At 57.7% G+C, this 23,237-nt stretch carries 12 protein-coding genes; 2 read left to right on the top strand and 10 right to left on the bottom strand.

The genetic code is table 11. From position 1 onward, the window contains the following. Nucleotides 1–159: 159 nt before the first annotated feature. The 7 genes from FFI16_RS10555 to FFI16_RS10525 all read right to left on the bottom strand — a co-directional run bounded on the left by FFI16_RS10555 (nucleotide 160) and on the right by FFI16_RS10525 (nucleotide 16,946). Nucleotides 160–489 carry a hypothetical protein gene (locus FFI16_RS10555; protein WP_178112661.1) on the bottom strand — a complete coding sequence of 110 codons (330 nt, stop codon included), beginning with the start codon at nucleotides 487–489 and terminating at the stop codon, nucleotides 160–162. Between the two features lie 455 nt (nucleotides 490–944). Further along, nucleotides 945–1,499 (bottom strand): hypothetical protein, encoded by a 555-nt coding sequence (locus FFI16_RS10550; protein ID WP_138815234.1) that lies wholly within the window; start codon nucleotides 1,497–1,499, stop codon nucleotides 945–947. 488 nt (nucleotides 1,500–1,987) lie between these two features. Next, on the bottom strand, nucleotides 1,988–2,530 hold the full coding sequence (locus FFI16_RS10545; protein WP_138815233.1) for an immunity 42 family protein: 543 nt from the start codon (nucleotides 2,528–2,530) through the stop codon (nucleotides 1,988–1,990). A 4-nt stretch (nucleotides 2,531–2,534) separates the two neighbouring features. Then, entirely contained in the window at nucleotides 2,535–12,785 is a 10,251-nt protein-coding gene (locus FFI16_RS10540; protein ID WP_138815232.1) for a filamentous hemagglutinin N-terminal domain-containing protein, read from the bottom strand. A 30-nt stretch (nucleotides 12,786–12,815) separates the two neighbouring features. Continuing rightward, nucleotides 12,816–14,528 carry a ShlB/FhaC/HecB family hemolysin secretion/activation protein gene (locus FFI16_RS10535; protein ID WP_138815231.1) on the bottom strand — a complete coding sequence of 571 codons (1,713 nt, stop codon included), beginning with the start codon at nucleotides 14,526–14,528 and terminating at the stop codon, nucleotides 12,816–12,818. A 279-nt stretch (nucleotides 14,529–14,807) separates the two neighbouring features. Continuing rightward, entirely contained in the window at nucleotides 14,808–15,992 is a 1,185-nt protein-coding gene (locus FFI16_RS10530; protein WP_138815230.1) for a DUF2252 domain-containing protein, read from the bottom strand. 75 nt (nucleotides 15,993–16,067) lie between these two features. Then, the gene (locus tag FFI16_RS10525; RefSeq protein ID WP_138815229.1) at nucleotides 16,068–16,946 is read right to left on the bottom strand and encodes a LysR family transcriptional regulator; all 879 of its coding nucleotides are present in this window, start codon (nucleotides 16,944–16,946) and stop codon (nucleotides 16,068–16,070) included. Nucleotides 16,947–17,077: 131 nt separating this feature from the next. Here FFI16_RS10525 and ampC point away from each other — a divergent pair, with 131 nt between their 5' ends. Beyond that, entirely contained in the window at nucleotides 17,078–18,220 is a 1,143-nt protein-coding gene (gene ampC / locus FFI16_RS10520) for a class C beta-lactamase (RefSeq protein WP_138815228.1), read from the top strand. Between the two features lie 80 nt (nucleotides 18,221–18,300). On the opposite strand, the gene FFI16_RS10515 is transcribed toward ampC, so the two are convergent. Continuing rightward, nucleotides 18,301–19,242: a polyprenyl synthetase family protein gene (locus tag FFI16_RS10515; protein ID WP_138815227.1), complete on the bottom strand. Its 942-nt coding sequence runs from the start codon at nucleotides 19,240–19,242 to the stop codon at nucleotides 18,301–18,303. A 312-nt stretch (nucleotides 19,243–19,554) separates the two neighbouring features. Between FFI16_RS10515 and idi the strand changes: the two genes are divergently transcribed. Next, a complete protein-coding gene (gene idi / locus FFI16_RS30640; protein ID WP_256666244.1) occupies nucleotides 19,555–21,102 on the top strand; it encodes an isopentenyl-diphosphate Delta-isomerase in 1,548 nt (515 codons plus the stop codon). A gap of 54 nt (nucleotides 21,103–21,156) precedes the next feature. On the opposite strand, the gene dctM is transcribed toward idi, so the two are convergent. Next, nucleotides 21,157–22,437, bottom strand: coding sequence for a C4-dicarboxylate TRAP transporter large permease protein DctM (dctM, locus tag FFI16_RS10500; RefSeq protein WP_138815226.1), 1,281 nt, complete (start codon nucleotides 22,435–22,437; stop codon nucleotides 21,157–21,159). Continuing rightward, a complete protein-coding gene (locus FFI16_RS10495; protein ID WP_138815225.1) occupies nucleotides 22,437–23,069 on the bottom strand; it encodes a TRAP transporter small permease in 633 nt (210 codons plus the stop codon). The genes dctM and FFI16_RS10495 overlap by 1 nt, the downstream gene beginning before the upstream one ends. Between the last annotated feature and the right edge of the window lie 168 nt (nucleotides 23,070–23,237).

Raw genomic sequence — 23,237 nt, 5'->3', positions numbered from 1 at the left:
AAGTCCCATAGTCGACAAAGGCCTTCACCCCAATGTCTTCGTAGAAAAACCATGAGGCCTCGCACTCTTGACATACGAACAAGCAAGTGTCGTTAGCTATAATTTTAGCCTTGACAATATCTCCCTGTACACACCTTGGACACAGCATATAAAATTTCTCTAATTAACAGGATAGGCGGTAATGACCTTATTGGTCCCAGGAAGAACAATAATTTTAATACTTGTTTCTCCCGAAGTACCAATCGCTCGGCCCATCGGGACAACATATGCCCCCGGATCACTTGACACGGGACTACCTTTCTTGAGCCATGCCTCATCGACAGCGCCTAAAATTTCTTTTCTGTCCATACTAAATGGGAAAATAGGGGTCAGACCACGTTTAATGCTCCGCCAGAAGAATAGTGGTCTGACCCCATTTCTCTCTCCCGTTAGTCCCGGCAATAGTGATTTTCTGCTCGAAAGTCTGACCATATTGAGCTTTTTTTGCACCAACTTATTCGTGAGAAGCTAAAGTCTTAGTCGCCTGATGCAAAGTAGCCATAAGGTCCTCAAGATTGAAATTCCATTTACCTCCCTCAACGGGGGGATAAATTTCTATTTCAATTGGTCTTCCTGACTCATGTGATACCTCAGCCAACTGACTCGACCCCGCCCAAATCTCGAATACGCAATTCTCTCGATCTGGGGGGCTTGTGATCACAGTAGATAAAATCTTCATGGCTTCGGGGGCTCCAACAAACCAATAAATTTCCCATTTGAATCGTAGCGAAGCCCACGGCCACCGGGGGCAATCACATCCATCACCTTCCCAAATCTACCGGAAAAAAATAGGGCTCAGACCACGTTTAGTGAGCCGTCAGAAGAATAGTTGTCTGACCCCATTTTTCGATCTGTTAACGTCCCTCTCTCTGCGTTAGCAAGGGTGCCTGCGCCTTGTGCATCGACTAGCTAGAATAGGAAGATATCAGAGCCTTTGCGATTATACCTTCCGCGGTTCGAGTGGATGCCAGCTTAGCCAACTCATCCATCGAGATTAAATTAGAGTTTAAATACTCGTAAAAACCCTCTTGAAGCTCTGACTTTTTCACAGCAACAACGCCAAATTCCTCATATGCGCTTTCAAAGGCAACCCATCTGCACGCGCTATCGCATAGAACTATTGGACAACCAACCTTTCCATCAAAAAAACTTTCAAACTTTTTACTCAGCCAACGAACATCGCTCTGTAAATCGCTTCCATCGAAGGAAAAACAAGAGTCCCCTAATCGCTCACTTCCTGAAAACTTTATAAATACATCTGACTTAAAGCTGGAAACGCTATTCGATACCAACCCCGAAAAAACTTCAAAAAAGCAGAGCAATGGTCTCTCAAAAAACCAAAACAGAAATCCGCCACCAACAAAAACATTCATCGGCAAGTCTTTATTAAAATTTATGACACCTGACAGCCTATCAAGAAAAGAATTCAAATCTTTATCTTCAACCTTCAAAACAGCCATGACTACTCTCCTGAAACCTGATTTTCGCAGTTGGTTTTTTTCACCCCCTCTATAGTCAACGACGCGGAAGGTTGCCCCGTGGACGTTGAAGATGGATAGAATCGATACGTCTTCTGTCCATTAGTTAACACAGAAAAATAGGGATCAGACCACGTTTAGTGCTCCGTCAGAAGAATAGTGGTCTGACCCCATTTTTCCCTTTTTTTGCGTGATGGTTGCGATCTCATGGATGTGATTGGGCGAAGGTTGACTTCGCAAGACTTATAAATAAATTCGGGCGGCATAGAGCCGCCCGATCTGGCTAAGCTCAGAGCCCAAGATGTAAAAAATAAAAGCCAATTTATTAAAGAGCCATCTCTTAAAGCTGATACTAAAAAGCACACACTAAACTGAAAAAACACACTCCTGCTTAAATAAGCTCGTCCTTTCCACACTAACAGCCTATAAAAATTAAATAAATCCGCCCAGTTTTGCCCCTTGCTTTTACCTTATATAGACGAGTAATAATTTCTCACACCAGCAAGCACATCTATAATTTTATCCTTTTCAATATACGCCTCCTTAACATCAAAGCTCACTACTCGCTCCCAATGACAGCCACCGCCTCCATCTTGTTGCAACTTACTATGCCTCGCACCAAGAACCCTAACCAAATCATTATCCGAAACGGCAAAAACAGCATATCCAGAATCATTGATATTCTCCGTTGACGCTTGAAACCTGTAACTCTGCTCAAACCCCTCTGATTCATCCTCACCTATTAGCTCAGGAGAAATCATTCCAAGCATATGAATGAAAGCAGACTTAGCATCCTTTTCAAAAATATCTTTGTCATCCTGAAATACGTACAACGGGTTTGAATTATCGAGCAGAGAGTAAACATCCACCCAGAGTGTTGACGTTTTTATTTCCTCCGGCAAAAAAAAACCATCAATACAGAAATGAAATATCCCATTCTTTGAAGTGCTATCACCCCATTCTGGAAAACACTGTATTAGAATCGCAAAATTATGCGGATCACCAAATATCATACCTTTACCTCCCCTTGCCGCTCACACCTAGAAGTTTTTTGATGTCATTAGGGATGTCACTTTTATTGAGCGGGTTTCTTGAGTCATTTGTGCTCCCATTCCAATGAAATTCTCCGTTCGTCCCTTCAAACCGATGAACGCCTCCTAGATCATCCACACCATATCTAACTTCTTTATTATTGTAAACTCTTGAGCTCGGAATAGAATTTTCGAAGATATTAATTGAATTTTTTGGCTCAATACCCGCATTCCCTCTATTTCCTTCTCCACCAAGAGTATGTTTAGGGTTTGACTTATAGTTCAACCCATTGGTTGCAACCGTTGAACTCGGTACCGGCAAAGCACTTCCTTTGCCTTTCCCCGCTCCTGGTTTAACAGCCACCACACCAATACCGGCTTTAACACCTTCAGCAGTCAGCGCATCCAAAGCCCCGCCATCTGCAGCTTTTATTTCTGCCGCAATTATATTAGTTGCAGATAGATTACTTTCAATAAAACTGCCAACCGCAAGCGCCGCCCCTCCTTTCCCCTGCGATCTTAACTGACTGACTAATTCAATTAATTTTTGATCATCTCTAACAATCGATGTTGAAATAGACTTACAAACATCAGGCGTATTAGTGCAAATTTCACCCAGTTGCTCATTCCGCTGCTGATCGAGTTGAAGATATCGGTTTCGAACCTCCCTTTTTTCTTCTTCTGTTTTCTTGCTAGCAACCTCCTCAAGCATCTCCTCAACTTCGTGGTGTAGTAGGTAGTTGTACTGTGTCGCGTTCTGTGCAATCCATTTGCCCTTCTCAAGCTTGGCCGCATCCGCATCCTTCTGCCCCGCCGCCGCTAACACACCTACGATCTGCGAACTCATCGTCAGCAATTCTTCATTGCCTTTGACCAGAATATTCAGATGAGTAACCAGCGCCTCATTCGCCCCCGCAGCCAGCGCACCGGTTTTGAAGTCGCCGCCCGTAGCCTCAGCCAGCAAACCACCGACCATCGCGTGAATCGCAATTTTGGGTGCCGATCCATCGGCAACTACACCTTGGGTATAATTACCCACCAGGTTGAAACTCGCTGCCGCCAATGTATTGAACAGCGCGCCTTTCAACGCATCGCTAGCGCTACCGCCCTGCCCCAGCGCCTTGCCCAGCAGCATGGATGTGCCGCTTTGCAATGTCTGGTTGGCAGCAAATTTACCGACACCACTCCAAGTATTCAGCAGACCTGGCGTCGTAACTTTCCCAGTGATTGTGTTTGTTTGAGTCCCTGTCCAATCACCAAAATAAGCAGCCGTCATGCCTGCAGTAACGCCAGCAATCACATACCCCTTCATCGCATCTGAAGAGGTCACATCCTTGAGCACTGCGCCCAAGTTGCCACGGTTATTAACGACGCTGACCGTAGCGTTGGTCGCCGCTCCCGCTGCGACTGCTCCAGCTCCAGCAGCTACCCCGGCACCGGCCCCCGCCCCTGCGGCAGCGCCCGCAGCTAGCGGCCCAACCACCGCCGCCATCACAATCGCAATAATGATCTGCGAAGCCGGCCCCAACCCCGAGTTGCTGTACTTGAAGCTGTCATGAATCTCTTTGACCTGCCTCCAGTCCACATCGCCTCGTGCCTCGGCGTCCTTGATCCACGCCAACTGGGGATCAGCCTTGACCATCGCATCAATGGATTGGCTTACGGTCTGTTGATTGACCTGATTGACGTCAATCTTCAGGCCTTCGACTGCCTTGATCGCGATGCTGCCCTCGGCAACCATCTGGGTCTGGCGCAGGGTTTCGTCGGTGTTGCCCTTGCCTTTGGAAGACACCCAGAAGGCATTGTTATTGCTCTTCTCATGACTCTCCTGCCGCAAATCCTTCACCGCCTCAAACGTCACCGCCCCGCCACTGACAATCGCAATATCCCCGCCACTGTCGAGCTTCGCCGCTTGATATTTCTGGTCCCCGCCGCTCTGCAACGTCAGGTCGCCACCGGTCTTGATCTCACTCCCCACATTCGTCACCTGGGTGACTTCATCACGCTGGGTTTTCTTGCTGCCCCACCCGCCCTTTTTGCTCATGTCGTACAGCGAATAGTTGCTGTCTTGCGCGGCCAGCAGGCTCAGTTCGTTGTCGGCGTGTACGTAGGCTTCGTTGCCCGCGCTGATTTTGCTGGCGACCAGGGTCAGGTCGGTGCCGGCGATGGCGATGAGGTCGCCGCCGGCTTTGAGTTCGGCGCTTTGTTGGGTGACGGTGTCGAGTTGGGTGGTGGTTTTGGTGCCGCCTTTTTTGCCTTTTGAGTAGTCGTGTTGTTCGTTGGCGGCGGCGGCCAGGGTCAGGTTTTCGCCGGCTTTGACGCTGAGGTCTTTGGCGGCGCTGACGGTGCTGGCGACCACGGCGATGTCGCGGCGGGCGTCGATGGCGAGGTTGCCGCCCACGTCCACGTTCGAGCCGTATTGCAGGGTGGTTTGCTCGGTGCCTTTGACGCGGCGGCGTTGGTAGGCGTAGTCGTCCTGTTCGGTCTGGCTGGCGATGACCACGTCGCGCCCGGCGGTCACGCTGGCGTTGCCACCGGCTTTGAGGTCGCTGCCGACGTTGAGCACATCGCGCCCGGCGTTGAGCTTGAGGATGTCGGTGGCTTCGAAGCGCGAGGCGTCGCTGGCCACGTCGTTGCGCAGTTGGTAGCCCTCGCCTTCTTGCTTGAAGGTGGTGACGGTGCGCTCGTTGAGGATGTCGCCGGTCACGGCGGTGGCGCTGATGTCGCGGGCGTTGATGATGCCGCCACGGGTGTTGCGGATCGAGTCGGTGGCGAGCATTTCCAGGCGGTTGCCGGCTTGCATCAGGCCGCTGTTGTCGATGTTGCCGGCCACCATGCTCAGGTTATTGGTGGCGCGCAAGGTGCCGCTGTTGTGCAGGTCGCCGCCGGTGATCAGGCTCACGTCCTGGCCCTGAATCAGTGCGCCGTTGGGCGCCAGGCGGTTGTTGGCCTGGGCCAGGTAGAGCACCGGGGTGAGGACTTTTTGGCCGTTGACCTCGGCTTCTTCCATCCACACGATGTCGTGGGTCAGCGCCGCGACTTGCTCGGCGGTCAGCGACACGCCGAGTTGCAGCTTGAGCGAGTCCTTGTAGCTGATGGCGTTGTCCATCAGGTAACGGAACAGCGCGTCGTCACTGGCGATGCCATCGATGTAGCGCTGGCCGGTGCGGGCCACCACGGCTTCGCGGATCAGGCGTTGCTCATAGAGACCATCGCCCAGGCGTTTCCAGGCGGTATCAGGGTTGTAGCCCAGTTTGCCCAGCAGGTAATCGGAGCTCATGAACTGCTTGAGGTCGGTGAGCGCCGGGTTGGTTTCGATCAGGTATTTGTGGCTGTTGTCGACCGCGGCGATTTGCGGCAGCCCTTGCACGCGGGTTACCGACGGCGCGCGGCTGTCCAGGTTCAGCGGGCCTTGGCCAGTGACCGCGCCGCTGAGTGGCTGGCCATCGACGCTGAAACCACGCTCTTGTACGGCGCTGTAGTCCAGCGGTTTTTCGCGGTCTTTGTCGGCAATCTGGCGGCCGCCGACGCTGAAGTCGCCATTGCCCGTGGAGGCACTGGCGGCGCTGTCCGCCTTGGCCTGTTGGCCGCTCAAACGGAACAGGCCGTTCTGGCCGGTGGGCAGGCTGAAGCCAGGCAAGGTGGCCGGGTTGACCTGGCGCTGGGCCAGGTCTGGCGGCAGTTGCGCGGTAATCGCCGGTTTCACCGTGGAGGCGAACACGTCGGAGTTGGTGTTGTGGTTTTGCGCCGGGGCCTTGATGTCGGTGGCGTTGGGGCGAATCACACTGTTGTCGATTTTTTGCGTGGCGTTGACCGTCACCGCGCCAGCCGCCTGGATCACCGCCTGGGCAATGACGCTGCCAGCGGTCGGCACCACGTAGGTGCTGGTTTCGTAAAAGTTACCAATACCGGCCATGATCTTGGCCAGGGTCATCTCACCTGGGCGGTAGTCGCCGGAGTTGGGGTTGTTGTAGACGTTGAACTGGTTCTGGCGCTCCATGAAGGTGTTGTAGAAGCTGCGGTCACGGGTATAAAAGCCCGAATTCAGGTGCACTTCTTCACCGCCGGCGGCGCCACGGTTGGTCAGCACGTCGGTGTTGATCAGGATGTTTTTGGCGGCAGACACCGAGCTGTAGAGGTTATCGAAGGTCTGGCTGCCGACGGTCAGGTCGCCACCGGCGTTGATGAACGCCGAGGCCGAGCTGCCGACCAGCACGTCTTCGTATTTCTCTACGGAGGTGAAGTACAGCTCGCAGCCTTTGCCTTTGCAGAAGTCGTTGGAATAGATATTGAGGTTGCCCGAGACCAGTTTCTTTTGCGTGCTGAACTGGTCGCGGCGGTTGCTCAAAGTGTCGGCCAGCAGGCGCATGTTGCCGGCGCTTTCCAGGCTGCCGGAGAGGTTTTCGATCAGGCTGCTGCGCGCGCCCGCATCGTCGCGGGCAATGTCCAGGCCGCCGAGGCTGTAGACGTCGCCGTAGTTGTTGCGCACATCGTTGGCGCGCAAGGTCATGTCGTTGCCGCTGAACAGCAGGCCCCTGTCGTTGAGCAGTTGGGTGGCGTTGAGGCGGACTTTTTCCGCGCCGCCCAACGTCCCGTAGTTGTTCAGGGTGGTGGCGTTTACCGTGAGGTCGCCGAGGGCGGTCAGGCGCCCGTGGTTGATCAGGGTGCTGCTGTTGACCTGGGTGACCGCACCGCCGGCAATGCGGGCGTTTTCGCCCAAGTCCATGCTGGCGCTGGTGAGGGTCATGGCGCCGAGGCTGCTGACCCGGCCGTTGCCGCTGTAGCCGCCGCTGAGCGTGAGGTTGAGGCTGCCGTCACTGGCCAGCAGGCCGTCGTTGGTCCAGGTGTCGCCCGTGCCGGTCAGGCTTTGCGCGCCCAACAATTGGCCGCTGGCGGTCTGGGTGAATTGGCCGATGTCGAGGTTCAGGCGCCCGGCCTGGATCACGCTGCTGTTGGTCCAGCTCGCTGCCTTGATGTCCAGCTGGCCGTTGGTGACAAAGCTGCCGCCGGCGCGGGTGACTTGATCAGACGTGAGGTCGAATTTGCCGCTGCCGGTGTGCACGATACGGCCACCGTTGTTGTCGAGGTTGCCGGCTTGCAGGTTGAGATTTTCGTTGGCACTTTCCAGCGCGCCGGAGCGGTTATCGAACAGGCCTGACACGTTGATATCAGTGTTGCCCACGCGGCCCATGGCGCGCAGGTTGCCACCGGCGTTGTTGAGGGTTTGCGCGGCAAGGCGCAGGGTGTCGTCACTTTCGATCAGGCCGAAGCGGTTGCTCAAGGTGCCGGTGAGGCCGAAGTCGATGTTGCGGGCGCCGACCTTGCCGCCATTGTTGGCCGCCGTGCCCTGGTTATCGAAGTCTGCGGCCGTGACCTTGAGCAAGGTGTTGGCATACACGCCGCCGCCCTGGTTATTCAGGCTGCTGGTGACAATGCGGTTTTCACCGCCCAGTGCCGACAGGTGCCCCATTTGGTTGAGCAAACCGCCCTTGGCGTCGATATCCAGCGATTGCGCCTGGGTGATGCCGCCGCCGTTGTCGAACAAGCCGCTGACCAGTTTGATCCAGCCTTTGCCGCTGTTGAGGATGCCGCCGCTGGTGTTGGCCACATTGGCCGCGTTCAGGTCCAGGTTGCCGCTGAGGCTGTCGACTCGGCCGCCCTGGTTGTTGAGGGCGCCGCTCAGACGCAGCAAGTTGTCGGTCTGGCTTTGTAAGGTGCCCTGCTGGTTATCGAGGGCGCGCGCGGCAAGCTCAAGCTTGCCCTTCTGGCTGTAGATCAGGCCGTCTTGCTGGTTGTTGACGTCACCGGCCAGCAGTTTGATCAGCAGGTCTTGCTGGCTGGCAAGAGTGCCTTTGCCGCTGTTGTTCAAATCGCCGCTGGCGAGGGTCAGGTCGAGCCGGTTTTGGCTGACCAGTTGGCCGCCACGGTTATCGAGGCTGGCGGCGTTCAGCAGCAACGCGCCGCCACTGGCCAGGCGCGCACTGTTGGCGTTGATCAGCGCACCGCTGAGGGTGCCTTGCAGGCTGCCCTGGCTGATCAGTTGGCCGGCGCTGTTGTCCAGGCTCTGGCCGATCAGGTTGATGTTGGCCGCGCTGATCTGGCCGCCACGGTTGAGGATCTGGCTTTGGGCGTGGTTCAAACCCAGCGATTGGCTGGAGGAAATCAAGCCGTTGTTGCTGTTATCCAGGCGCCCGGCAATGCTGAGGCCCACATCACCCTGACTGGAGATGATGCCTTGGGCGTTGTTGAGGTTCGCCGCGCTGAGGGTTTGCAGGCCCTGGCTCACCAGGGCGCCCGCCGCGTGGTTATCGAGGGCGCCGCTGAGGTTGGCTTGCAGGCTGCCGTTTTTGCTCGACAGCGTGCCTTCGGCGCTGTTGTCGAGGCTGCCGCCGGCCACGGTCAAACCGTTCCAGCCGGAGATCAGGCCTTTGTTGGCGTTGATCAGGGTGTTCGCCTCAACGCGCAGTTGATGGGTGCTGAGGATGACCCCGCGATCACTGTTGTCGATACGCTGGGCCGCCACGCTGAACCCGATATTGCTGGAGATTTCGCCTTGTTCGCGGTTAGTCAGGTTGGCCAGGCGCGCAAAGCTCAGCGGCCCTTTGGCGCTGATCAGGCCGGCGCTGTTGTCGAGGTCGCCGCCTTGCAGGTCGATGGCCACGGCACGTTCGCCAATCAGGCGGCCCTGGCGCTGGATCAGCTGTTGCACCACCAGTTGCAGGTTGCCCTTGGCCGAGATTTCACCGCCAAGGCTTGAATCCACACGCTGCCCCGCGAGGCTGAGGTCGCCCTGGCTGTTGATCAGGCCCGCCGTGTTGTCGAGGTTGGCGACGTTCAGGCTCAAGGCCTGCTGGCTGCCGATCACGCCGTTGCGGTTGCTGACATCGGCCGCCGTCAGTGTGAGGCTGCCATCGCTGACCAGTTGCCCGCCCTGGCTGTTATCCAGCGCGCCGGTGCTGAGGGTTTGGCGAGTGCCGGCCGAGAGCCGGCCTTTGTCGCTGTTGTTCAATGCGCCCGCCGTTGCATCCAGCGTGGTCGCCGCGCTGATCAGGCCCTGATTACGGTTGTCCAGGGCGCCAGCAACCTTGAGGTCCACAGCGCCACGGCTGGCAATCGCGCCACCGGCCTGGTTATTAAGGCTGCCGGCCGCCACCTGCAAGAGGTTCTTGGCCGACACCACGCCTTCGACGCTGTTATCCAGCGCCTTTGCAATGCGCACCTGCAAGCTGTCGCCACTGATGACTTTGCCGCCACGGTTGTTCAGCGTGTCGGCCACCACCGCAAAGGATTGCGTGCTGGAAAGCTCGCCGCCCTGGCTGTTGTCGACGCCGCCGAGGTTGCGCAGCAGTAATTGGCCGGGCGTGGCAATCAGGCCGTGGTCACGGTTGATCAGTTGCCCGTGGTTCAGGTCCAGGTCGATGGCGGTATTGCTGACCAGTTCGCCGTGGTCATGCTGGTCCAGCCCGGTAAGGTTTGCCTGCAGCGCGGACTTGGCGAAGATCGAGCCTTGCTGGCTGTTGTCCAGTTGCCCGGTTTTAAGCAGGATCCCGGCGTCACTGCTGATACTGCCGCGCTGGCTGTTGTTAAGGCCCGCACTGCGCAGGTCAAGCTGTTGTTTGGCGCTGATCACACCGGCCTGGCTGTTGTTCAGCGTGCCGGCATTGAGGGTTAACGCGCCGTCACTGAGTAACACGCCCTGCCCTTGGTTAAGCAGATCGCCGCTCAGGTTGATGTTCACGCCCGTTTGGCTGATGACCCGCCCGCCCAGGCTGTTGTCCAGTTGCCCGCCGTTCAATTCCAGGCCTTGGCGCGCCGCCAACAGGCCTTTGTTCTGGTTGAGCAGGCGTTGCACGGTGAGCACCAGGCCGCCGTCACCAATGACCTTGCCGCCACTGTTGGTAAGTTGATCGGCACCCAGCCGCACGCGGGCCTGGCTGGAGATTTCACCTTGCTGGTTGAGAATGCTCGGGCTGTACAGGTCGACGCCACGGGTGGCGGCGATGAGGCCGCCGTTGCGGTTATCCAGGGCGGTGCCGGTAAAGCTCAGCACGCCTTCGCTGACCAATTCGCCGGCTTGTTGGTTGAGCACGCCGACGGTTGCCAGCAGGTCACCCTTGGCGCTGATCCGCCCGGCGCCGTTTTCGATTTGACTGGCGCTGAGGGTCAGGCCACCGTCGCTGCTCAGTCGGCCACCAGTGCTGTTGTTGAGGCTGGCGAGTTCGACGCGGGTATTGGCCTTGCTGCTGATCACGCCTTGCTGGCTGTTGTCGACGCTACCGCCGGTGAGGGTCATCGCCCCGTCGGCGATCACCAGGCCGCCCTGGTTGGCCAGGGTATCGCCGTGCAGTACCAGGGTGTTTTTACTCGATACCAGCCCGGCCTGGGCGTTGTTGAGTTGGCCGACACGGACCTGTTGGGCGCCCTGGCTGACCAGGTTGCCTTGATTGTGGTTATCGAACAGCCCGGTGATGTTCGCGGTCAGGTTACCCTGGCTGGCGACGGTGCCTTGGCCACTGTTGTCCAGGCTGGCGGCTTGCAGGGTCAGCAGGCTGGTGGCCGAGAAGATCCCCAGGCGGTTGTCGATCGCGCCGCTGGCGAGCACATTGAGGTTGGCGCCCAGCAGTTTGCCGGCGCGGTTATCCAGGGTGGTGGCGGTAACGCTGGTTTGGTTGGCGGAGATTTCGCCTGCCTGGTTGCTCAGTAGGCCAGCAGTTACGTGAGCCTGTTGCTGGCTGGCCAGCAGGCCGTTTTCATTGCCCACTTGCCCGGCAATCAGCGTCAGGGAATTGAGGCCAATCACGCGGCCGTTCTGGTTTTGCAGGGTGGCCGCCGTGACGTCGGTGCTGTTGTCGCTCTGCAACACACCACCGGTGCGGTTATCCAGGCCCGTGGCATTGACCTTCAGCGATGCCGTGCCCAGCACGCGACCGCCACGGTTATCCACTTGGCCAGCGTTGACCACTGCGCTCGCGCCGCTCAAGGTCGCGTTCTGGTTGTCGAGGTTTTGTGCAGCCGTCACTGTCAGGGTGCGGCTGGCGACCACGCTTTGGGTATTTTTAAGGCTGGCCGCAGACACGCTGACATCGCCGTTGGCATTGCGCGTTTCATCGGCGTTGACGCCCGCCTCGATAATCCCGTTGTTGGTGACCTGGCCATTGCTGGCCAGGGTGATGCTGTCGCGGGCGGCGAGGCTCTTCTGGTTGACCAGCGCCTGGGCGCTGGTGACTTGCACATTGTTACCGGCGTAGACCTTGTCGGTGAGGTTGACGCTCTGCGCGGTGACGTTGATGTTGCCGGTGGCCGCTGTCTGCGCCAGGCTCAAGTGGCCGTTGGCATCCAGTTGAATATCGCCACCACTGGCTGCCAGGGTGCCGTCGAGCTTCACGCCCACACCGGCTTCGGTGCCCACCAGTTTGATCGCACCGGCGTACATGCCGCCCAAGGCCGACGAGTCGATCGCAAGCGTGGGCTTGGCGCTGCCGTCATCGGCACGTGCCGTCGCATTCAAGGTCTGGGCGTTAACGTCGTTACGCCCGGCAACCACGGTCAAGTTGCGCGCATTAATCTGCGCATTAATCTTGGCCGAGCGGGTGATGATTTCGAAGCGGTCGACGTTGCTGGCGTTCAAGCCCTGGCCGTCGATGGTCACAGCGCCGCCATCGACCTGGTAACGGTCCAGGCGGCCGTTGTCGAGCACCGGTTTGCCGGTGGTCAGGGTCACATTCGGCGTATTGATGAACCCGCAGCCGCTGCAAGTGATGCCGTACGGGTTGGCCACGATGACCTTGGCCGACTGCCCCGCCACTTCGGTGTAGCCACGCAACTGGCTGGGGCTGCCGCCGTTGACTTCGTTGAGGATGATATTGGCCGCGCGGCCCTGCAGGTTGGGGTTGCCGAGGATGATCCCGCCCAACTGGGTTGACTGCGTGATGGCGGTGGCGTTGTTGAGGATCACGCCATTGGCGCCGACGTTGTAGTCCTTGAACTGGTTGTGGGACAAGCCACTGCCATTGGGCGCGGCGATGTTCACCACCGGCACGCCATTACCGGCCTGGCCGACGCTGGTGCCCGGTGCGCTGACCACAATGCCTTCGGCCTGGGCCAGCAATGGCTGCCAGAACAGCGCATTGGCCAGGATCAGGGCCAAGCCACGTTTGGGCAGGCCCAGGAACGCGTCACGGCTTTTCAGGGCAGCCGAAGGCTGGCGAACAAGGAAGGCAAACTGGCGAACATCCATTTCAAATTCTCGATGCAACGGGGCGTTGAATTACAGGAAAAAATCCATGCGGAAGTAGATCGGCGCTTCGCGTTCAAGCAGCGTGGCCGGTCGTTCCAGCGAGTGGGCAAAGGTCACGCTGGTGCTCACGTATTGGCCACGGGCAAACAGTTCCAGCGAGTTACTCGAGACCCGGCCGTGTACTTCGCCGTTGTAGCGCGCATTGCGAATCACGCCCTGGTCATAACCGACACTGGCGCCGTACTCACCGAACACCGGGCGCAGCCAACCCAGCGTCACCGGGCGGCTCCAGCGCAGGTCGTTGCGCCAGTAGCCGCCGCTGTCACCGTTGAGTTGCTGGTCTTTGTAACCGCGTACCGACGAAGAACCGCCCAGGCTCATGCGCTGCGGGCTGAACAGCACGTCTTCACTGCGTTGGCCGGTGGCCAGGCTGGTAAAACTGAAGGACTCGCCCCACAGCCTGAACGGTTGCAGGTAGCTGACCGTGGCGGTGTATTTGCGGTAGCGCGCATCCGGCGCGCCCGGGCCGGGGTTGTGATTGCCCTGGGCGTCGAACGCGCCGGTGCCGTTCTGCATGCCGACGTCGAGGTTGACGAAGGCGCTGCCAATCCGGCGCCCGTGGTTGATGCCCACTTGCAGCTCACTGAGACGATTGCTGCTCTCTTTGAGGTGGCTGTCGTTGATGTAGTTGTTGGTGCGCAGATGGGCCAGGCCCACGTTCACCGAGGTTTTGCTCAGGGCGTCGCGGTGGATCACCCGCTCGGCGCGCAACTGGTGGTTTTGGCTGTCGCCGGTCTGCTTGAAATCAAAGCCATCGCCCTGGGCCACCGAGCGGTAATCGCTCTGGTTGTAGCTGTAGCTGAAGTTCCACCAACCCCACGGCACGTTGTAGTAGAGCATGGCGTTTTTTGAGGTTTTTTGATGGTCGCTGATCGCGTCATGGCCGCCGCGCAGCACCAGTTGATCGGCCAGGCCGAGCGGGCTGTCCCATTCAAAGCCGGTGCCCCACTGCTGCTCGCCGGTGCTGCGCTGCCCATCGTTATTGCGCGACAGGCTGGCACGCCAGGGTTTCTGCGGGTTGTTCTTGACCAGCACCGTGCTGCCGCCCACTACGCTGCCGGGCGCCAGTTCCATTTGTGCCTGGTTGGACGGCAAACGGTTGAGCTGGTCGATGGCCTGCTCGACTTCCCGCAGGTTGAGCAAGTCGCCGCTATGACCGGGAAAAGCCATGGCCAACTCGCGCTCGGACAGCTTGCTGTTGTCGGCGCCTTTAACCCCTTCGAGCTTGCCTTCCACCACCAATACTTGCAGACGACCGCTGGACAGGTCTTGTTGCGGCAAGTAGGCACGACTGGTGACCAGGCCTTTGTCGATGTAATAGTCGGTAACGCGCTTGAGCAATTCATTCAGCTGGGAAACGCCCAGGCACTGATTGACGTAGGGCTTGACCAAGCGCTCGCGCTCATCGACAGACAAGGTGTCGGCGCCCTTGAGTTCGATGTGCTGGATGGGGAAGCAACGGGTATCGACGGGAGTGGCGGGCGCCGTCGGTTTTACCTGTTTGCCGGGCAGGTCCTTGAGTTCTTCAAGGCGCCGCTGCTGTTCTTCCAGCAGGCGGTTCTGCCGGTCACGAATCAGGTCCTGATCACCTGGATTAGTCGCAGCGAAGGCGCTGTTGTGGGCGCTGAGGCACAACACTGTCAGGCACAGTAATGGCCGAATCCATGGCGTGGACAAGTACATATTCGATCCGTCGATAATTGAAGGCGGGAAGCTATCATCGAACCTTGAATATGCCAACATTCCGGCAAATCATAAAACCATCACAAATCAATAACTAACTTATTGATATATATGCGAATAAATTAAATATGCGTGCTTCTGATACTTCATCTTTCCGACAAATGGCAATAGAAATTCACTTGACACTCTCAAAATAACGACTAGCCAACTAAGAAAATTCCTAAGCAATATCGGAATTTTCCTAACGCAATAAATAGCCACACCGTTTAAGCGCCGCTTCTAGTGCTCCAACGCATACCGCCGACAATGGTTGAGATACCCCTGCTCATGGCTGCCCACTAACTGCACCACACTGGTCCATAACCACGACGGCGCATCCAGCTGTTTGGAGCGATTTTCCTGCAACACCGCCATCCAATCCTTGCGCGTATCGCGGTCCATCTGCCGGGCATGGGCGATGCCGACCACGCGGGCCAGGTAACCGGCGGCGTGCATGGCGTCGATCTCGCTCAGCTCATCGAGTTCCAGTTTCATGTCCTGGGGCAGCAGTTCACGGATGAAAAAACCGTGGTCGAGAAAACGCGTGGCCAGCATGCGCTCGCCCAGGCCCGGTGACAGCTGGCGGGCGCCTTCCACTACGCGCCGGCCATTGTCGCGTGGCATCTTCGCGCGTGCCGCCCGGGGCGCGGCGGCGCCGACGGCTTCCTTGATGTCAATCAGGCAATATTCCTGATCGTCCTTGTCGCCCACGCCCAACAAAGCTGCATAGCGCAATAAGCCGAGGGAGCTGCAGCCTTTTACCCAATAGGCCGAATCGAGCAATTGAACCTTGGCGTCTTGGGGACGGCCCTTGAGCGAGGTCACCAACTGGTGGATTTCATCCGAGGCGCAGACGCTTTGCAGCGCGCTCTTTTCCGCCCGCGACAATGACCAGAAATGCTTGCCCAGCGGGATGCTCGGTCGCGCGTTTTCAATACGTTCACGCGCCAGGTTTTTCCAGGTGCGCTCCACCGCACTGCGCATGCCGGCCTTGACCTGGGACGGGCGCGGCGGCACTTCATCGGGCTTGTCTTTAAAGGCTTGTTCGTAGCCCACCATCATTTCTTCGAGCATGCGTGCGGTGGTCACGCCCGGCAGGTCCGAGCCGCGTGCGGCGGTGGCCAGCGACAGCGCCAGGCGCACCAGGTCATGGGCCGGGTTGCCGATCACCGTTTGGTCGAGGTCGCGGATATGCATGTCGATACGGCCTTTGGTATCGCCCGTGGGGCCGAGGTTGCCCGCGTGGCAATCGCCGCAGATCCAGATCGCCGGGCCATGGGGCAAGCGGCGGCCGGGCTGGCTGTGCAGCCACTCGTAAAACTGCACCGTGCTGCCGCGCACATAAGCATGGGCCGAGCGGGCCATCTTCAGGTTGCGTAGTTGGATAAGGTGGGGCATGCGGGCAGAGGGGCGCGGGATTTTCATGGAAGCACTCGGTACGGGGTACGGTAGAGGTCTGTCCCGGCACAAATGTTTCATTTTGTTTCAAGAATTAAAACTTCAAGCCTCGGCGCTGTGCGCTTTCAACCAGCCTTTGAATGCGGCCATGGCCGAAGTTTCGGGCCGCGATTGCAAGCGTGTCAGCCAATAACTGCCGGTGCTGATGCCCACGGTGAACGGCTGGCGAATCACATCACTCTCCAATTGCCGCGAGAACATCATCGCCGGTGCCAACGCTATACCGATGCCTTGCTGCGCGGCTTCCATCATCGCCAGCGACGAATCGAACACGATGCTGCGCGGCACCGGCGTGTCGGCCGGCAACCCGGCCGCCTGGAACCACAGGTTCCATTCATCGGCGCGGTAAGAGCGCAACAACGTGTGCTTGAGCACGTCGTCCGGCGTGTGCAATTGCTCGGCAATCTGCGGCACGCACAGCACGGTCAGTGGCGCTTCGAGCAGTTGGCAGGCCTCGGTGCCATGCCAGGCGCCGGCGCCAAAGCGGATCGCGTAGTCGAGGCCTTCAGCGGCGACGTCGACGCGGTTGTTGTGGGTCGACAGGCGCAGGTCGATAAACGGGTAGCGACTTTGAAAATCCGGCAAGCGCGGCAGCAACCAGCCGACGGCGAAAGTGCCCACCGCCCCGACGGTGAGCACTTCGCGGTAATGGCCACCTTCGAACTGGCCTAAGGTAAGGGCAATACGGTCGAACGATTCACGCACCACCGGCAGCAGGGTTTCGCCTTCGCGGGTCAGCATCAGGCCGCGTGGCAGGCGCTTGAACAAGGTGACATTCAGCTGCGCCTCCAGGCTTTTGACCTGGTGACTGACCGCTGCCTGGGTCACGCACAGCTCGATGGCCGCTCGGGTGAAGCTCAAATGCCGGGCGGAAGCCTCGAAGGCCCGCAACGCATTCAGCGGTAAATGGGAGCGCAGCATGCCTGACCCTAAATTATCTAATGGCTGATGCGAGATATCATCGTTTGCCCGACAAACAAAATCCACCTAGATTTGCCCCGCCTGCGCAGGCCTTGATCGTCAGCACATCCCTTACATGGAAGCGAACCCGCATGAATCACACCTTACAAAAAATTCTGTTCAGCGCCTTGTTAATCAGCTCCGGCAGCTGCATGGCCGCCACCGACCTGCGCACGGTAGTCGATGCCGGCGTGAAACCGCTGATGCAACAGCAAGGGATTCCCGGCCTGTCGGTCGCCGTGGTTAACCAAGGCAAAGTCCAATACTTTAACTACGGTGTTGCATCAAAGGAAACCAAACAGGCCGTTAACCAGGACACCCTGTTTGAAATCGGATCGATCAGCAAAACCTTTACCGCCACCCTCGGCGGCTACGCCCAGGCCACCGGTAAACTCCAACTCTCGGACACCGCCAGCCAGCATCTGCCTGCCCTGGCCGGTGGCGTATTTGATCGCATCAGCCTGCTGCAACTGGCGACCTACACCCCCGGTGGCTTGCCGCTGCAGTTTCCGGACGCGGCCGACAACGCCCAGGCGATGCTTGGCTACTTCCAGCACTGGAAACCGTCTTACGCGCCGGGTGAACAACGCCTGTATTCGAACCCCAGCATTGGCTTGTTCGGCTATCTGGCGGCGCAAAGCCTGGGCCAGCCTTTCAACGTCGCCATGGATAAAACCCTGCTGCCCAAGCTGGGCTTGAGCAACACGCATGTGAGCGTGCCCTCGGATAAATCCGAGCGCTATGCCCAAGGTTACGACAAGAACCAGAAGCCGGTCCGTGTCACCCCCGGCGCACTCGACAGCGAAGCCTACGGCATCAAGACCAGCACCCAGGACCTCGCCCGTTATGTGATCGCGAACATGCACCCCGAAACCCTGGAAAAGCCGCTGCAACAAGCGATCGCCACCACTCACGCGGGTTACTACACGGTCAATGGCATGACCCAGGGCCTGGGTTGGGAGCGCTACCCCTACCCGATCAAGCTGCAGGCCTTGCTGGATGGCAACTCGACCGAAATGGCGATGCAGCCGCACAAGGTCAGTTGGCTGACACCGGCACAGGCACAACCGGCCAACGTGCTGTACAACAAAACCGGCTCGACCGGCGGTTTTGGTGGGTATGTGGCTTATGTGCCGAGCAAGGACATGGGTGTGGTGATTCTGGCTAACCGCAATTACCCGAATGCCGAACGGGTGAAGTTGGCTTATGCGATCTTGAGCGCGATGGAGCACTAAGGCCTGAAAAAACAAATGTGGGAGCTGGCTTGCCAGCTCCCACATTTTAGACCGTGTTACATCCCCAGCCAGTGCGGCGGCTAGGCGAGGACGCGCTTGTAATAATCGTCATCCGGCCCAGGCTGGAAATGAATGTCGCGCAAAAAAACCGCCAGCGCGGCAATTCTGCCATGACTCTGTTTTATAGCGTCCAGATCGCACAAAAGCTGCCCAAAGGTTTGCTCCATCAACGCCAGAGCGGCCTCGAATACACCGGCCTCCCCGAACCCTCGAATGATCTGTTTTTTCTGGTCTGACGTTAGCGGCCCCTTGACCAAGACCTGACCTGCCAGAATCATCAGAAATGACTTTGGCCCACCCTCCAGATCTCGCGCAAAGCCTTTCTTTTCAAAGTGCGGTATATGGTTGATATCACAGTAGTCATTGACATAGCGATAATAGACACTCAACAAGCGCAGCAGAGACTCCAGCCGTTGATAAGTCTCAGTGTCCAATGCGTTTAGACACTGGCAGGCCTTTAATAGAAACACAAAAAAACAACCGGTGTTCGCCTGAGCAATACACCCATACTCTTCCATTGTGGGTAACACCTCACCATTACTCACTTTGACGTCAAGGTATTGACCGATATGCAGGCACTCAAGACTTTCTACGCCTGCGCGCAAAACATTCAAATTATTGAGTTGCGCCAGGGTGTGGAGACCCTCGAGGTAACCGTACATCCCAGAAACCAAGGCGACATCCATACCGTATTGACGCCATACGGTTGGTATTCCACGACGTAAATCATCACCGTCAATTATATCGTCATGTATCAATGACGAAAGGTTCATTTGTTCAATGGCAATGCAGAGTACGTGTGCCTGGGCAGCGGGTAAGTCGTACAACGCAGCAAGTGCCCAGGCGAGTTCGGTTCTCACCCGTTTCCCAGGGGCGCGCTCCTGATACTTGAAAGGTTCAGACCACTGGATTTTGGCACTGGCGTACCACGCCTCATTGAAGGACGAGCAGGAAGGGGCCATTTTTATTACCTCAAGGCTTGACGGTTTGAGAGCTTCCCTTCTCACTTTTACACAGCGTTTTTTAATGCGTAAAAGACCATCAATACACAACAGGCCACGGCTTTACGTCAGTAACAGTGTGAATAAATCAACACTAGCAGCCGTGTTTGAAACCACCACCTATCTCTAATAATTTTTTAACGCTATTTAGCTTCCAAACAGGCATAAAAATGCAGTTACTCATAAAAACCACCACACTGAAACCAAACACGTATAACAAAAACACGCCTCTCAAACTATAAGTCATCTACATCCCCCGCAGAGCGCTGTCTGATGCAAGAGCTACTGATAGTGGTTGACTCCAATGACCGGCAGATTGGCGTCGCCGAGAAACTGCACGCTCACCAAAAAGGCCTGCTGCACCGAGCCTTCTCGATCTTTATCTTTGATCGGCGCGCTCGTTTGCTAATGCAACAAAGAGCCGACGGCAAATATCACTCCCCTGGCCTATGGAGCAACACCTGCTGCGGGCACCCGCGACTGGGCGAGAAAACCCTCGACGCGGCAAAACGCCGGCTCATGGAAGAAATGGGGCTGACCTGTGAGCTGACCGAGCGCTTCACGTTCATCTACACGGCACAGGTGCCGGGTGAGCTGACTGAATTTGAATATGATCATGTGCTAGTCGGCGTGAACCTCATGGACCCCACCCCGGCACCAGACGAAGCCAAGGCGTGGCGCTGGGTACATCCCCTGGACCTGCAAGAAGAATTGACTAACGCGCCCGACACTTTCACGGCATGGTTCCACGCCATCGTCGAGCGTCAAGGGTTAGTCGAGATGGCGACATGGGCCGACGCCCTACCCTCCGTTGCGCCACTGTCAGCCATCGGTGAAACAGAGCAACGCCTTGCGCCCTTCCACCTGCCTCTTTGGCTTGAAACGGCCATTTATCCCCTGAGTCCTTTTACCGAGCAAGCCCAACAGCATACCCGCCAGTGGCTCAAGACAATGGGGTTGGAAGACTCCGCCCATGCCGTCCACCAACTGGACATCTATATTCCCGGCATGTATGCCGGCTACATGTGGAGTGACGCCCCCCTTGAAATGCTGCTGATCCTTTCCGATCTGGTAGGTTGGTTCAGTTGTCAGGATGATCTGGCCGACGAAGACTGCAAAGACCCGCAGACGCTGGAGCGATTGATTCGCGAGGTCCACACGGGCGCTTTTACTTCAAACACACAGAGCCGCAGCCCGCTGACCCGTGGGCTAGCGGATATCATCCGGCGCGCATCGCGTTTGATGCCGCCCCTTTGGAAGCAACGCGTGGGTGAGCAGTATCTGGCTTACCTGGCACCGTGCACCACGGCACTGATGCACCGACTCCATCACACCCAGCCGCCCATAGAGGGCTACGAAAACCTGTGGCAAAACGCGGGTGGCTTTCAGGTGTGCCTAGAGTTCATCTACCTGGCACAAAACATTCAACTGCCGTCGTCCTTGTATTACAGCCAGCCCTGGCAGGAGTTGCGCAGCCTGGCCCTGAACCTGTTTAAGGCAGTCAATGACGTGTTGTCTTTTCCAATCATGGAAAACCCCGATGATGATATCTACAACCTCCTGACGCACCTGATACATACACAAGGCCACACGCCCGAGCAGGCCTCGCAGGAGGTGGCCCGACGTATAGAAAGGTGGGCCAAACGCTTCGCAAGTGCCCAAGCTTTGCTCCCCACGCGCCTGGCCACGCTGGGCTATGACGCGCGCGCCCAGGAGCAGGCCCAGGTCTGTGCCCAAGCCCTGCATAGCCAATGGCGCGGCAATATTGCCTGGCATCTCACAGTACCGCGCTATCGGGAAATTCGTTTCAAGAGTCGATAACACAAAATCCATCGGCGCAAAGCGCGGCCGATGGACTCGATAAGCGTCAGGTGGCTACATGCCCAGCCAGTGCGGCAGCGCCAGCGAGATAAACGGCAAGTACGTGACCATGATCAAAAACACCAGCAGGATCATCAGCCACGGCAACGCCGCGCGAATCGTCTGCCCGAGCGTCAAGCCGGTCACCGCCGAGGTCACAAACAAGTTCAGCCCTACCGGCGGATGCACCAGGCCGATTTCCATGTTCACCACCATCACGATCCCCAAGTGAATCGGGTCAATCCCCAGCTTCATGGCAATCGGGAAGAAGATCGGCGCCAGGATCAGCACAATCGCTGAAGGCTCCATAAAGCTGCCCGCAATCAATAGCACCACGTTGACCATGATCAAAAAGCCGATCGGCGTGAGGCCTTCGGAGATCACCCAGGCGGTGATTTCCTGCGGGATCTGCTCGGTGGTCAACACATGGGCAAAGAGCATGGCGTTGGCGATGATAAACATCAGCATGATCGCCAGGCGCCCGGATTCCAGCAGCACCTTGGGGCAGTCGCGCAGTTTCATGTCCTTGTACACAAACAGCGCGACAAATGCCGAATACACCGCCGCCACGGCTGCTGCTTCGGTCGGCGTGAACATGCCGCTGTAGATGCCGCCGAGGATGATCACCAGCAACAGCAAGCCCCAGAATGCCCGGCGTGCGCAGGTCAGCCACTCACGGAAGGTCGCGCGTGGCTGGGCCGGGAGCTTCTTGATGCGCGCGACGATGTAGATCGCCACCATCAGCATAAGACCCAACAGCAACCCGGGAATGACCCCGGCCATAAACAGCTTGCCGACTGAAGTTTCAGTGGCCGCCGAGTACACCACCATCACGATTGACGGCGGAATCAAGATGCCCAAGGTACCGGCGTTGCAGATTATCCCCGCGCCGAATTCCTTCGGGTAACCGGAACGCACCATCCCCGCCACGGCAATCGAGCCGACTGCCGCCACCGTCGCCGGTGACGAGCCGGACAACGCAGCAAACAGCATGCACGCCAGCACTGCCGCAATCGCCAGGCCACCGCGGATATGCCCGACACAGGCGTTGGCGAAGTCGATCAGCCGCTGCGCCACGCCGCCGGTGGTCATGAACGCACCGGAGAGCAGGAAGAACGGAATTGCCAGGAAGGTGTAGGCGTCGGAGGTTTCGAACAGCTTGATGGCCAGCGAACTCACCGAGTCCTGGCTGAACATCAGGATCGACACCGCGCCGGACAGCCCCAGGGAAATTGCGATGGGCACGCCGAGGAACATAAACACGAACAACAGCAAAAACAGACAGAGCACGGCCATCAGTGACGCTCCTCATGGCTGCCGGCCAACTTGCTGGCCTCTCCGGCCTCGTCGGCCAGCCCCAACCCGACCTGACGGTGGGTAAAGATGCGGTAGAAAATTTCCAGGTAGCGGATAAACACCAGGGCAAAACCGATGGGCACGATGATCACGATATCGCCCACGTCCACGCCGTATTGGTCGAGGTCTTCGGCGCCGATATGCGCGCTCATCACTGCACTCACCCACTTGTAGCTGGCAACCATGAACAGCCCGGCGTAGGCCAGGCAGCACAGGCACGCGAGCATGCCGAGCAGGCGTTGCACCGGGCGTTTGGTCAGTTTGACCAACGCGTCCACGCCGAGGTGGCCGGCGGTGCGTACGCCGTAAGAGATGCCGAAGAAAATCAGCCAGCCGAACATGGCCTTGGTCAGCGCCACGCTCCAGGTCATGTCCTGGGCCCAGGTCATGGTGTGGTCGCCCAGGGCACCGAAAAAGCTGCTGCTCCATGCCCACTTGTCAGACAGGGCAAAAAACAGCGTGTAGATGTTGTTGAGCATGACGTAGACGAATGTCACCAGGGTCATGGCGGCCAGCAGGAAGGCAATGAAACCTTCCTCCAGGTGCTCCCAGACGCGCCTTAGCGTTTGCATGGCAAAACCTCGCGAAGCAGAGATAGGTAGGTGCAAGGCTCAGGGTCGAAACCGGGTCAAAATGTGGGAGCGGGCTTGCTCGCGAATACGGTGTGTCAGTTACCGAATGCATCAACTGAAAGACTGCATTCGCGAGCAAGCCCGCTCCCACATTGGGTCTCGGTACAA

This window comes from Pseudomonas sp. KBS0710 (assembly GCF_005938045.2).
Lineage (GTDB): Bacteria > Pseudomonadota > Gammaproteobacteria > Pseudomonadales > Pseudomonadaceae > Aquipseudomonas.
This window is presented reverse-complemented; position numbering and strand designations above follow the sequence as displayed.

What these genes read in the sequence shown, in the direction of transcription:
- FFI16_RS10545 (WP_138815233.1), bottom strand. Translation starts at nt 2,530, where the DNA reads ATGATATTTGGTGATCCGCATAATTTTGCGATTCTAATACAGTGTTTT.
- dctM (WP_138815226.1), bottom strand. Translation starts at nt 22,437, where the DNA reads ATGGCCGTGCTCTGTCTGTTTTTGCTGTTGTTCGTGTTTATGTTCCTC.
- ampC (WP_138815228.1), top strand. Translation starts at nt 17,078, where the DNA reads ATGAATCACACCTTACAAAAAATTCTGTTCAGCGCCTTGTTAATCAGC.
- FFI16_RS10515 (WP_138815227.1), bottom strand. Translation starts at nt 19,242, where the DNA reads ATGGCCCCTTCCTGCTCGTCCTTCAATGAGGCGTGGTACGCCAGTGCC.
- FFI16_RS10535 (WP_138815231.1), bottom strand. Translation starts at nt 14,528, where the DNA reads ATGTACTTGTCCACGCCATGGATTCGGCCATTACTGTGCCTGACAGTG.
- FFI16_RS10495 (WP_138815225.1), bottom strand. Translation starts at nt 23,069, where the DNA reads ATGCAAACGCTAAGGCGCGTCTGGGAGCACCTGGAGGAAGGTTTCATT.
- FFI16_RS10550 (WP_138815234.1), bottom strand. Translation starts at nt 1,499, where the DNA reads ATGGCTGTTTTGAAGGTTGAAGATAAAGATTTGAATTCTTTTCTTGAT.
- FFI16_RS10525 (WP_138815229.1), bottom strand. Translation starts at nt 16,946, where the DNA reads ATGCTGCGCTCCCATTTACCGCTGAATGCGTTGCGGGCCTTCGAGGCT.
- idi (WP_256666244.1), top strand. Translation starts at nt 19,555, where the DNA reads ATGCAAGAGCTACTGATAGTGGTTGACTCCAATGACCGGCAGATTGGC.
- FFI16_RS10530 (WP_138815230.1), bottom strand. Translation starts at nt 15,992, where the DNA reads ATGAAAATCCCGCGCCCCTCTGCCCGCATGCCCCACCTTATCCAACTA.
- FFI16_RS10540 (WP_138815232.1), bottom strand. Translation starts at nt 12,785, where the DNA reads ATGGATGTTCGCCAGTTTGCCTTCCTTGTTCGCCAGCCTTCGGCTGCC.